The organism is Heliomarina baculiformis, from assembly GCF_019966545.1.
Lineage (GTDB): Bacteria > Pseudomonadota > Alphaproteobacteria > Rhodobacterales > Rhodobacteraceae > Heliomarina > Heliomarina baculiformis.
Genome location: NZ_JAIMIC010000004.1, coordinates 1 through 12,243, shown reverse-complemented (window position 1 = coordinate 12,243; position 12,243 = coordinate 1). Strand labels below are relative to the sequence as shown.

At 58.5% G+C, this 12,243-nt stretch carries 13 protein-coding genes; 4 read left to right on the top strand and 9 right to left on the bottom strand.

Features of this window, described 5'->3' with window-relative positions:
- Positions 1-9 precede the first annotated feature (9 nt).
- The 7 genes from lnt to miaB all read right to left on the bottom strand — a co-directional run bounded on the left by lnt (position 10) and on the right by miaB (position 6,647).
- Positions 10-1,515, bottom strand: a complete 1,506-nt coding sequence (gene lnt / locus MF268_RS09940; RefSeq protein ID WP_238370720.1) for an apolipoprotein N-acyltransferase — start codon at positions 1,513-1,515, stop codon at positions 10-12.
- Positions 1,512-2,414 (bottom strand): hemolysin family protein, encoded by a 903-nt coding sequence (locus MF268_RS09935; RefSeq protein ID WP_238370719.1) that lies wholly within the window; start codon positions 2,412-2,414, stop codon positions 1,512-1,514. Before MF268_RS09935 ends, lnt begins: the two co-directional genes overlap by 4 nt.
- A gap of 34 nt (positions 2,415-2,448) precedes the next feature.
- Positions 2,449-2,949, bottom strand: a complete 501-nt coding sequence (ybeY, locus tag MF268_RS09930) for an rRNA maturation RNase YbeY (RefSeq protein ID WP_238370718.1) — start codon at positions 2,947-2,949, stop codon at positions 2,449-2,451.
- A gap of 67 nt (positions 2,950-3,016) precedes the next feature.
- Positions 3,017-4,027, bottom strand: coding sequence for a PhoH family protein (locus MF268_RS09925; protein ID WP_238370717.1), 1,011 nt, complete (start codon positions 4,025-4,027; stop codon positions 3,017-3,019).
- Between the two features lie 143 nt (positions 4,028-4,170).
- Positions 4,171-4,470, bottom strand: a complete 300-nt coding sequence (locus MF268_RS09920; RefSeq protein ID WP_238370716.1) for a hypothetical protein — start codon at positions 4,468-4,470, stop codon at positions 4,171-4,173.
- A 10-nt stretch (positions 4,471-4,480) separates the two neighbouring features.
- Entirely contained in the window at positions 4,481-5,014 is a 534-nt protein-coding gene (locus tag MF268_RS09915; protein ID WP_273544991.1) for an OmpA family protein, read from the bottom strand.
- 310 nt (positions 5,015-5,324) lie between these two features.
- Positions 5,325-6,647, bottom strand: a complete 1,323-nt coding sequence (miaB, locus tag MF268_RS09910; protein WP_238370714.1) for a tRNA (N6-isopentenyl adenosine(37)-C2)-methylthiotransferase MiaB — start codon at positions 6,645-6,647, stop codon at positions 5,325-5,327.
- A gap of 110 nt (positions 6,648-6,757) precedes the next feature.
- On the opposite strand from miaB, the gene MF268_RS09905 reads away from it, so the two are divergent.
- The gene (locus tag MF268_RS09905; protein ID WP_238370713.1) at positions 6,758-7,633 is read left to right on the top strand and encodes a hypothetical protein; all 876 of its coding nucleotides are present in this window, start codon (positions 6,758-6,760) and stop codon (positions 7,631-7,633) included.
- Positions 7,634-7,749: 116 nt separating this feature from the next.
- Here MF268_RS09905 and MF268_RS09900 read toward each other — a convergent pair whose 3' ends face one another.
- Positions 7,750-8,508, bottom strand: coding sequence for a class II aldolase/adducin family protein (locus tag MF268_RS09900; RefSeq protein WP_238370712.1), 759 nt, complete (start codon positions 8,506-8,508; stop codon positions 7,750-7,752).
- Positions 8,509-8,893: 385 nt separating this feature from the next.
- Positions 8,894-9,310 carry an iron response transcriptional regulator IrrA gene (gene irrA / locus MF268_RS09895; protein WP_088632143.1) on the bottom strand — a complete coding sequence of 139 codons (417 nt, stop codon included), beginning with the start codon at positions 9,308-9,310 and terminating at the stop codon, positions 8,894-8,896.
- A gap of 179 nt (positions 9,311-9,489) precedes the next feature.
- Between irrA and fabA the strand changes: the two genes are divergently transcribed.
- Genes fabA through MF268_RS09880 form a run of 3 tightly spaced genes read left to right on the top strand, consistent with a single transcriptional unit; the run spans position 9,490 to position 12,090 of the window.
- A complete protein-coding gene (gene fabA / locus MF268_RS09890; protein WP_238370711.1) occupies positions 9,490-10,002 on the top strand; it encodes a bifunctional 3-hydroxydecanoyl-ACP dehydratase/trans-2-decenoyl-ACP isomerase in 513 nt (170 codons plus the stop codon).
- A gap of 37 nt (positions 10,003-10,039) precedes the next feature.
- A complete protein-coding gene (gene fabB / locus MF268_RS09885) occupies positions 10,040-11,269 on the top strand; it encodes a beta-ketoacyl-ACP synthase I (protein ID WP_238370710.1) in 1,230 nt (409 codons plus the stop codon).
- 29 nt (positions 11,270-11,298) lie between these two features.
- A complete protein-coding gene (locus MF268_RS09880) occupies positions 11,299-12,090 on the top strand; it encodes an enoyl-ACP reductase FabI (protein WP_238370709.1) in 792 nt (263 codons plus the stop codon).
- Positions 12,091-12,243 lie beyond the last annotated feature (153 nt).

The following is a 12,243-nucleotide window of genomic DNA, read 5'->3' as shown; positions in this document are numbered from 1 at the left end:
AGCGCGCGGTCAATCTTTCTTGAGCGCTTTTATAAAGACACTTCGTATAGAAACCCCGACAATCCCCAAAAGCGTCACAAAAAGCGCCAGTAAGTCTCCGGTCCTGCTGTAAAAACTGGGCTGAAGAGGGTTTGGAAGCGGCAGGTCGATGTAACCGGCTGTTCCCAGTGGGAGGCTTCCGATTATCCTTCCGTAGGGGTCGATCATGGCAGAAACGCCGGTATTGGCCACACGGATCATCGGCAAACCCTGTTCGGCGGCCCGCATGCGCGCCTGCGCGAGATGCTGATAAGGACCGGATCCGGACCCGAACCACGCGTCATTCGTGACCTGCAAAAGGAAACTCGCCCTGCCCTCTGCGCGGTTCACGTCTTGGGGAAATACTGCTTCGTAGCAGATCAGGGGGAGCGCTTTGCCCAAGCTGCCGAAATCGAGCAGTTCGGGACCCGGGCCCGACTTCATGCCGCCAGCCGAGATGTCGGCAATGGCCTGAATCCCGAGACCGTCAAGCAGCCCGCCGAACGGTATATATTCCCCGAATGGCACCAGATGATGCTTGTCATACACCTGCGTAATGTCGCCGGCCTGATCGAAGTAGGCCAGCGAATTGTAGAACCCCACCTCGTCCGGCCGCAACAGCCCGATGGCAAGCGGCACACCCGCCGCTGCCTGTTCGAGTTCGGCAAGCGGATCTTCGACACCATAGACATAACTGCTTAGCGATGCCTCGGGCCAGACGATCAGATCGGGGCGAGGCCTAGCAGCGGTGTATTCAATCTGCCGGTTGAAAAACACCGGCATGAAGTCGGGATCCCATTTCTGGTCCTGCGGCGCATTCGGCTGCACAAGACGCACGGTCTTGCCGGTCATTTTGGTTTCCTGCGGCGGCGCGACGATCAAGGTCGCAACCAGCAGGGCCAGACCGGGCAGCAACCCGAGGAAGCGTCGCGGCCCCGGTGCGGCAATCAGGCTTAACGACAGCGCAACGAACAGCGTGATTAGCGTAAGACCCTGTGGACCGGTCCAAGCCAGCAGCGGCAGCACGGGTGTGCTTACCCAGATTTGCGCGGGTGCGGCCCATGGAAACCCGGTTAGGACATAGCCGCGCGCCATTTCTGCCAGTGTCCAGAACAGGATCAACAAGACTGTCCGGGTCGGCCCGCGACCCGAGAAAAGCTGCGCAAGGCCGAAAGCGAGCGCCCAGAACAAAGAAAGCCCCCCAGCCATGGAAATCAGCGCGAAAGGGGCGAGCCATGCGTCACGGGCCGCATCTACAAAGAATGGCTCGACAATCCACGAAAGCGCGAGCGCGAAGTAGCCTGTGCCGTAGGCCCAGCCGATCCAAGCTGCGCGCCAGAATCCAGCGCTGTGATGAATCAGGAGCGGCACCGCAGCGAGAGAAACAAGCGTCAGGGGCCAGATTTCATAGGGTGCAAGCCCCAGCGCCGCGACGAGACCGAGCATCGCCGCCAAAGCCATGCGCAGCAGCAGAGGCGACGATTTCAGAATTGTCATGCAGTCTTGCCGGGCAACCGTACTCGGAGACGCTTGATACGGCGCGGGTCAGCGTCGACCACTTCGAACTCGGGACCGTCGGGATGCGACACGACTTCGCCCCGCGTCGGCACACGACCCGAGAGCATGAATACGAGACCGCCAAGCGTATCGATCTCTTCCTCGTCCACCTCTTCGTGATCGGTCAGCGACTGGCCTATCTCGGCCTCGAATTCCTCAAGCGGAGTCTTGGCAAGCGCGATGTACTGACCGGGCTTTTCCTTGACCCAGGTCTTGTCTTCATCGGTATCGTGCTCATCCTCGATCTCGCCAACGACCTGTTCGATCAGGTCTTCGATGGTGACGAGCCCATCCACACCGCCATATTCGTCGATCACAAGCGCCATGTGGCGCCGTTCCGTCTGCATCTTGGTCAGAAGGACGCCAATAGGCATTGAGGGAGGCACAAAGAGCAGAGGCCGCAGCATGGAGTCGAGATCGAACTCTGTCGTCCCGCCGTTAAAGCCGTGGATCAAGGCAAAGTCCTTGAGATGGACGAAACCGGTCGGTGTATCCAGCGTGCCTTCATAGACCGGGATCCGTGTCATGCCGGTATCGCGAAAGATGCTGACCAGATCGTCCTTGGATATGGTATTCGGCACGGCAACGATTTCAGCCGTTGGGATAGCCACATCCTCGACGCGCATCCGGCGGAGATTCATCAGCCCGCGTGGCGCCTCGGAAAGCGGTCCTCGCCCTGCAAGAAGCAGGGACTCCTCTTCTTCGGATGGTGAAAAAACCTCGAGAATACGACCGAAAAATCCTGTCCGTTCCTCGGGCTGGTCCTCGGTGTGGTGGTCTTCATCTGTCTCGGGAAGCGCGCGTTGCGCCGCGTTAGAACTGCCTTCTATGTCGCCCATCTGTCCTTATCCGAAAAAGGCCGTAAAAGCCCAATTAATCGCTATATGGGTCATCCAACCCCAATCTGCCAAGTATAGTTGTTTCGAGGCCTTCCATCAACGTGGCATCCCCGTCACGGATGTGATCATAGCCCAACAAATGCAAAAGTCCGTGAAGAACCAGATGCGTACTGTGGTCATTCAGCGATTTTCCGCTTTCCGCAGCCTCGCGCGCACAAGTTTCATAGGCAATCGCGATGTCGCCGAGCGCCAGCTCCCCCATAATGTCAGGATCGGGCAAATCAGGTTTTTCACCCTCGCGCTCGGGTGCCAGTTCCGCATTCGGCCAACTCAACACGTTGGTCGGCTGGCCCTTGTCGCGAAAATCGGCATTTAGCACGGCGATGCGCGCATCGTTGCAAGCCAGCAGCGTGATGTCGCAGATATCCGGGTCGAGGCCCAGATACGCCAGCGCCTCGGCGCTCACTTTCTCCGCAATATCCTCCAGACCGAGATCATCCCAACGCGAATCTTCCGTCACCACCTCTACCGGCATCCAAACCCTTTCACGTCCGACCGTGATGTGCAGCTAGGCAGGGAAGGCCCCGGTTGCAAGGGCAGGATCAACTCGGTCCGGGATCGGATTCGTAGGCTTCGATGATCGCGGCAACCAGCGGGTGACGCACCACATCCTTGGAGGTGAAATAGTTGAAGCTGATGTTCGGAATGGATTTCAACAACCGCTCGGCATCCGCAAGACCCGATGCGGTTCCACGCGGAAGGTCGATCTGGGTCCGGTCGCCTGTGATAACCATGCGCGATCCTTCACCCAGACGGGTCAGGAACATCTTCATCTGCATGGTGGTCGCGTTCTGCGCCTCGTCCAGAACAACAAAAGCGTTGGAAAGCGTCCGGCCCCGCATGAATGCCAGTGGCGCAATCTCGACGGTCTTTTCCTCTCGCAGCTTGGCAAGCTGTTTCCCCGGAAGAAAATCGTTCAGCGCATCATAGAGAGGCTGCATGTAAGGATCGACCTTGTCCTCCATCGCGCCGGGAAGAAAGCCAAGCTTTTCACCGGCTTCGACTGCGGGGCGCGACAGGATGATCTTGTCGACCAGCCCGTTGATGAACATGTTCACCCCAACCGCGACTGCAAGATACGTTTTACCCGTACCTGCGGGACCAATGCCGAAAGCCAGCTCATTTTCAAAGAGCGACTGGACATAGGCTTTTTGCGCATCGGTGCGCGGTTCGATCATCTTCTTGCGGGTCTTGATCTCGACTTTGCCACCTCGGAACATCTCGAGCTGCGTTCCGGTAGAGGCATCTGCCTCCGGAGGACTCATCCGCAGTTCGCGGTCGATGTCGCCCGGTTCGACCTGTCGGCCGGCTTCAAGCCTGGAGTAAAGAGACTGCAATACGTCGACGGCCTGACGGCGCATCTCGTCTTCACCAAGCACGGCGAGCTGGTTGCCACGCCTCAGGATCTGTACGCTCAGCTTCTTTTCAATCTCGGCAAGGTTCCGGTCGTATTCACCACACAAATCGATGAGCAACCGGTTGTCGGGAAATTCAATCAACGCCTCATGAGCTGCGTTGGTTGTCTGCGGTGGGTTCAGGGCACCTATGGCCAATCCGCTCTCCTGTATTGGACGTCTGGTTCAAGGGTGCCAACTTCGCCACGACCGCGCAAGCGCAGATCAAGCGATTTCGTAAATTTGAATCAAAAAGGCTGACCGCATACCCTGGCGACGCACGCCTCGTAGGCTGGCGCGTATCAGATCGTGTCGGGAATGGCCGTACCTGCCTTGAAGGGGCCGACAGCCGTATTCGGCGGCGCGATACCCGAACAGACCGGACGCCCATAGGGGTCGAGTCGCTGGCTCAGATAGCCTTCGAGACCGTCATCGATGATCCAGTGATCGCACCCCGTAGGATCGACCCATACACCCGCCTGCAAAGTCCCGAGACCTTTGGAATCGATGCCACGGTCCGCGCCCATTTCGCCGAGGTTGGCGCCGCATGCGGTTAAGCTCGCGGTCGCTAGCAATGCGAGGGCAACTCTTGCGTATTTCATGATCGCATTCCTATTGCAGGCAAATGATTTCGACGCGCCGGTTCTGCGCCTTGCCCTTGGCCGTGTCGTTGCTTGCCCTTGGCTGCCGTTCGCCATAGCCCCGTACGTCGTTGATGCGCACGCCGACCGCCTTTGCAACGCGTGCGACCGAGGCGGCGCGACGCTCGCTCAACCGCATGTTGTATTCGTCCGAAGCGCGGTTATCCGTATGCCCGGTGATGATAAATCCCGATGGCGCGCTGGCTTTCGCAAAGAACTCTTTCAGGCGCTGCTGACCTGCGCGGCTGATGGCGTATTGGTCAGTTGCAAAGAACTGATCGGTCGGCATGATGCCGCAGACCTTGCCGCGCCGACAGATCGGATGACCCTCGCGATTGACATGCGGCGTCATGTATCCTTCAGCGCCATCGTCCATGACCCAGTGCTCACATCCATCGGGGTCGACCCAGATCGAAGGGATGTAGCGTTCACCCTTGCTTTGACTTTGAGCGAAAGCCGCGACCGGGGTCAGGGTCACGACGATTGCGGCGAAGAGAGCCCCCATAAAGCCCGCAGCCGACCTTGCATTGAATTTCACTTCCGAACCCTTCCTTCATCCCGACTTCTCCGGGCACACGAGATGCCGCCGACTTGGCGCGACAGCCCGCAGACGCGACCCTAGGCGATCAGAATCCAAATGGGGCAAAATTGCGGCAAATCGCGTGCAAGCCGCGACAGACCAGACACAGTCATCGCGCGCAAGCGGCATTGCCCCTGAATTGGAAACGAACTGCCGTTAACTCAATTTGCAAGCACTCGCCAGCAGCAGCGAATCGCTTTCAATTGATTTAATTTGGCTACGATTAACGAAGTGTTTAATCGACGCGGACGCCGGCAAGGGAGTTCGCACCGGACTCCACGATCCGGATCGGGGCCATTTCACCGATATCGAGCCCAGCGTCCTTGACGTGCACAGCATGCAGATACTCGGACTTCCCCGCCATCTGCCCCGGAATGCGCCCTTCCCTCTCGAACAGCACGTTCACGACACGACCGACCATCTCGTCCTGAATTTCGCGTTGCTGGCGAGAGATCAGTCCCTGCAGTCGCTGCAAGCGTTCATTCTTGGTATCTTCGTCAAGCTGCGCGCGCTCAGCGGCGGGCGTCCCCGGGCGGGTCGAATACTTGAAAGAATAAGCATAACCGTACCGCACCTCTTCGATCAGATCGAGCGTGGCCTGAAAATCCTCTTCGGTCTCTTCGGGAAAACCGACGATGAAATCGCCCGACATCAGGATATCGGGACGTGCGGCGCGAATACGCTCGATCAGGCGCAGGTAGCTCTCTGCCGTGTGGCTACGGTTCATCCGTTTCAGGATCTTGTCCGATCCGGACTGCACCGGCAGATGAAGGTAGGGCATCAGCTTGGCGCATTCGCCATGGGCCTCGATCAGGTCCTCGCCCATGTCGTTGGGGTGCGAGGTGGTGAAACGAATGCGCTCCAGACCGTCGATCTTGTCCAGCGCCCAGATCAGTTTTGCCAGCGTCCAGTCGCCATCTGCCGCCTCGCCGTGATAGGCGTTGACGTTTTGACCCAACAAGGTGATTTCCCGCACGCCCCGCTCAACCAGATCGCGCGCTTCGGTCAGGATGCGATCAACCGGACGGCTGACTTCGGCGCCGCGCGTATAGGGAACCACGCAGAAGGCGCAGAACTTGTCGCAGCCTTCCTGCACGGTGAGAAATGCGGTCGGCCCGCGCTTGGCCTTGGGACGCGATTTGAGCTTTTCGAACTTGTCCTCTTCGGGGAAATCCGTGTCGAGCGCCCGCTCGCCGCCGCGCACCTTTGCTTCCATCTCGGGAAGCCGGTGATAGCTTTGCGGACCGACCACCAGATCGACCAGCGGCTGTCGGCGCATGATCTCGGCCCCCTCGGCCTGAGCGACACAGCCTGCGACACCGATCTTGAGATCTGGCTTGTCCGCTTTCAGCCCCCGGAAACGGCCCAGTTCTGAATAGACTTTCTCGGCCGCCTTTTCCCGGATGTGACAGGTGTTCAGCAGGATCATATCTGCGTCTTCCGGTCGGTCCGTTTCGACATAGCCTTCGCCGCCCAGCGCTTCGGCCATGCGTTCGCTGTCATAGACATTCATCTGACAGCCATAGGTCTTGAGAAACAGCTTTTTCGGCTCAGTCATGTCGGGCCTCCGGATTCGCGGTAAACGCCATCATCTAGACGCATCGCTGATGGCTTGCAATGTTGGGGCGATTAGCGGATTCTGCGCAAAGTTGCCAGCAGAGGGAAAGCATGAACGGGGCGGAGCGCAGATATCCCTCTCTCGACGCGTATCTCGGGAGCGGCAGCAAACCCGCCGGTCCCATTGCTGCGATCTTTGTCGAGGACACGGTCGAAATCGACACGACCCTCCGTCATCATCTGGAATGCGGGTTCGAAACCGTTCTGGCACTGATGCCAGAGACCTTTCTTCTTGCACCGGATGTCGCGTCGCGCGTGCAACGGATCGATTTTGACCCTCTGCCCGCCATGGCGGTCATCGACGCCATGAACCACCTGATCGCCGCCGCACCCGAGCAATGGCTCTACTACTGCTTCAACTCGGAATACCTGTTTTATCCGTTCTGTGAAACGCGTTCGGTCAATGAGATGCTGCGGTTTCACCGCGAGGAGCGCCGCGAGGCGATGTTGACCTACGTAATCGACCTTTACGCGGGCGATCTCACGACCAGCCCGGGCGCGGTCTCTCTGGATCATGCATATCTGGACAAGTCCGGTTATTACGCGCTGGCCCGCACGAATCCGGACACCGGCAAACCCTTTGACCGCCAACTGGACTTTTTTGGCGGGCTGCGATGGCGGTTCGAGGAACACGTTCCGGCCGGCAAGCGCCGCATCGACCGCATCGGCCTGTTCCGGGCGAAACCGGGGCTGACGCTACGGGCGGATCACACGCTCAGCGAAGAAGAGTTCAATACCTACGCCTGTCCGTGGCACAACAACCTGACGGCAGCGATCTGTTCATTCCGCACCGCCAAGGCGCTGAAGCGCAATCCGGGCTCTTCCTTCGATATCAGCACCTTCAACTGGCGCAATTCGATCGAATTCGAATGGCATTCCCGGCAATTGCTGGAACTGGGATTAATTGAACCCGGACAGTGGTTCTGAGCGGGCGCAACGCGCTTTTCCGGAACCCAGATATCTGAGGCGAGAGAGATCGAGCCTCAGATGCGAGGCGTATAGCGGCCCCGCGCCAGTGAACACGGAACCACTGTTTGGATCGTTCAGGTGCGATAGGTCGGGTCAATCGCCTCGATGCTGCGCAGATGGGCCTGCCATTCGAGATTAAGACCAGCAGAGTCGGAGCCTTGCGAATATTGACCTACAGTGTGGTCGCAGACAGCTTTGGGTATCTCCTGAATTTTTCGACCTGCCGACAGCGCGGACATCTGAATTTCGCAGGAACGTTCCAGATAAAACATGTTGCTGTACATTTCGGCAGCGCTGCCGCCGACGGTCAGCAGACCGTGGTTTCTGAGGATCAGCACAGGATTGTCGCCAAGGTCTTCGACAATGCTGTCCCGTTCGGCCAGATCCAGTGCGATGCCTTGAAAATCATGGTAACCCACGCGACCGTAAAACTGCAGCGCGATCTGGTTCAGCGGCAGCAGCCCCTCCTCAAGACAGGAAACAGCGACGCCGGCGCGCGTATGCGTATGCATCACCCAAGATGCATCGTGGCGGGCGCGGTGAACGGCTGAATGGATGGTGAAACCGGCCGGATTGACGTCATGGGGGCTGTCGTCCAGCTTGTTCCCGTCTGTATCGATCTTGACGAGCGAAGACGCTGTGATCTCTTCCCAGCGCCAGCCATAGGGGTTGATCAGAAAGGCATCATCCTCGTCAGGGACCCGTGCCGTGATATGGGTATAGATCAGGTCGGTCATGCGGTGCAGCGCAGCAAGGCGGTAGCAAGCCGCCAGATCCTGACGCGTCTTCCACTCGATCTCTGTCATGTGGTCGGGGCGAATGTCTTTCTTCATATCCTATCCTAGCTCTCTTGAAGCGGCAGCACTGACGTTTTCCTCGGCCCGCCGCTGCGACGCCGTGAGAAGCGTCGCGTCGGGTACTTACCACAAATACCCGTGCGCGGGCAGTGTCGACCGCAAACAGTGCAGGTTCTGGATGCGCCCTATCGAGGGAGGATTGCAACCACCCGCTGGGCATTACCGGTGTCCACCTTTACCGTGGCGCTGATTGAGCGTCATGAACGCAGGCTGTTCGATGAAATTTCAGCAAATGCTCAGAAATTCATCGGGCGCATCTTTGTCTCTTTGAAGTTGCGGCCTGTGAACCACTTGGTAGGTTCCTACCGCAGAACTACCCCGCCAAAGGCGAATCACTGTGGAACTGTGGATACCTGCCGACCTAACGGCGGCGGAGACGGATCACCACATCAACTGAAGCGATTTCGGCACCTTCGGGCGCATCGGGCACCCGTGAGATGACAAGCTGATCCGAGGGCGCGTCAGTCAGGTGACCTTCGTCTTCCCAGAAGAAATGCGGGTGATCTATCGTATTCGTGTCGAAATAGCTCTTCGATCCGTCCACGGTAACTTCCTGTAGCAAACCCGCGTCACAAAAGGCCCGCAGCGTGTTGTACACGGTCGCCAAGGATACCGGTGCCTCGGATGCGCGTGCGGATTCAAAGAGGCTTTCGGCGGTCACATGGCGATGCTTGCCGTCGCCAATCAGCAACTCGGCCAGCGCCACGCGCTGCCGCGTCGGTCTCAGACCTGCGGTGCCCAACCATTTGGTTGCGGTTTCCGTAACGTCCGGTGTCATCCCAATCCTCGTCTCACAGATTTACATGATATATAAGGGTCGCAGAGGTGAACATTCAAACAAAATTCCTTGCAACCGCCGTTTGCGACCCGGCCAGAGGCGACTATGCCGCAGGCTTGCAGGACCGGCGGGACGGGTGCTAGAGGGTTCACCATACAAGGAGCAGGAGACGCGCCAGAATGGCCCAATACCCAAGCAGCTTTGACAAAGAAGGCTTACTGAAATGCGCCCGTGGCGAACTCTTCGGCCCCGGGAACGCTCAATTGCCGCTTCCGCCGATGCTGATGATGGACCGGATTACCGAGATCAGCGATGATGGCGGCAGTGCGGGTAAAGGCCATGTGATCGCCGAATTCGACATCACCCCGGACCTCTGGTTCTTTGACTGCCATTTCCCCGGCAACCCGATCATGCCCGGTTGTCTTGGCCTCGATGGCCTGTGGCAGCTCACCGGGTTCAACCTTGGCTGGCGCGGCATGCAGGGTCAGGGCATGGCGCTTGGTGTCGGTGAGGTCAAGCTGACCGGCATGGTCAAGCCCGATCGCAAGATGCTGACATATTACGTGGATATGACCCGCGTCATCGACCGCAAGCTCAAGATTGGCGTCGCCAATGGACGGGTTGTCGCGGACGGGGAAGAGATTTATTCCGTAACAGATATGAAGGTGGGTCTGGCGACAGCCCAGGCCTGAGTTCCTGTACGGGACATCACCAAAAAGGAGACCGCCAATGCGCCGCGTCGTCGTCACAGGGCTGGGCATCGTCTCGTCCATCGGAAACAATCGGGACGAGGTTCTCGCCGCCCTGAAATCCGGGAAAAGCGGGATCGAATCCAGTGCGGAAATGGCCGAACATGGCTTTCGCAGCCAGATCGCCGGGACGCTGAAAATCGATGTGTCCGAACATGTGGACAAGCGTACATTGCGTTTCATGGGGCCGGGTGCCGCCTATGCGCATATAGCGATGGCCGAGGCCATTGCCGACGCGGGACTGGAAGAAGGCGACATCGTCAATCCGCGCACGGGCCTTATCGCAGGCTCTGGCGGGCCGAGCACTTCGGCCATGCTGAGCGCGCACCAGACCGTGCTGAAATCCGGCGCGACCAAGCGCATTGGTCCCTTCGCCGTGCCGAAATGCATGTCCTCAACGATCAGCGCCAATCTGTCGACGGCCTACAAGATCAAGGGCATTAACTACTCGATCACCTCCGCCTGCTCGACCTCGCTGCATTGCATTGGCAGCGCGTCTGAACAGATCATGATGGGCAAGCAAGACGTCATGTTTGCTGGTGGCGGCGAAGAACTCGACTGGACCCTGTCCTGCCTGTTCGACGCAATGGGCGCGATGTCTTCCAAGTTCAACGACACACCTGAAAAGGCCTCGCGCGCTTTCGATGCAAATCGCGACGGTTTCGTGATTACCGGCGGCGGTGGCATCGTCGTTCTGGAAGAGCTCGAACATGCCAAGGCGCGTGGCGCCAAGATCTATGCCGAAGTGACCGGTTTCGCGGCAACCAGCGACGGGCACGACATGGTGGCACCCTCGGGTGAAGGCGGCGAACGGGCCATGCGTCTTGCGTTGCAAACGCTCCCGGAGGACCGGAAAGTCGGCTACATCAATGCCCACGGCACCTCGACCCCGGTCGGCGACGTCGGCGAAGTCGAAGCGGTGCGACGTGTGTTTGGCGAAGGCACCACGCCCCCGATCAGCTCGACCAAGTCGATGACGGGCCACGCACAGGGCGCCGCCGGGGCTCTTGAAGCGATTTTCAGCCTGCTTATGCTGGAAAATGACTTTATTGCCCGCTCGATCAATGTCGAAACGCTCGATCCCAAGCTGAATGCCCGGGAAATCGCGACGGAACTGGTGGAAAATGCCGGCTTGGACAGCGTGATGACCAACTCATTCGGGTTCGGCGGCACGAACGGGTCGATGATCCTCTCCAGGTACAATGGATAAAAAACGATAAACGGTTGGGTGAGCTGAGAATGTCAAAGCAATTGTCGGGAAAACGCGGTCTGGTCATGGGGGTCGCTAATGACCGCTCAATCGCTTGGGGCATCGCAAAGGCCATGGCCGAAGCAGGCGCTGAACTGGCCTTTTCCTATCAGGGAGAGGCATTCGGCAAACGGCTGGAACCACTGGCGCAAAGCGTCGGCTCGGACTTTATGGTCGATGTCGATGTGACCGATGACGCTTCGCTTGATGCGGCCTTTGAACAGCTTGCCAGCAAATGGCCGACCATTGACTTTCTTGTCCACGCTATCGCCTTCTCCGACAAGTCGGAGCTGACCGGGCGGTTCCTCAACACCAGCCGCGCTAACTTCAAGAATTCGATGGATATCTCGGCCTATTCCTTCATCGAGGTTGCGCGCCGCGCCTATCCTCTCATGAAGGACAATGGCGGCACGCTGATGACCCTGACCTACCAAGGGTCGAACCGCGTCGTCCCGAACTATAACGTGATGGGGGTCGCCAAGGCCGCTCTTGAGGCGGCGACACGTTATCTCGCGAACGATCTCGGCCCAGAAGGCATTCGCGTCAACGCCATCAGCCCCGGCCCGATGAAAACTCTCGCCGGCGCCGCCATTGGCGGGGCGCGCAAGACCTACAAGCATACTGATCAGAATGCCCCCCTGCGCAGCAACGCAACGCTCGAGGCCGTCGGCGGTACCGCAGTCTATCTGGCTTCCGATGCAGGTGCCTGCACGACAGGCGAGATTATCCGCGTGGACGGCGGGTATCACATCCTTGGCATGCCCCAACCGGATTTCCTGTAGCACGCCTAGATTCGCGATTTTCCAAGCTTTTTTCACCGATCCGCCTTTGCGCCGCCACAGTTAATCGGCAAAAATTTAAAGCGTTTCTAAATTAACTTGAGGCATACCCGGCAGCCTTGAAGTAGTTCCAGCATTCGGTTGGATCATAGAGTT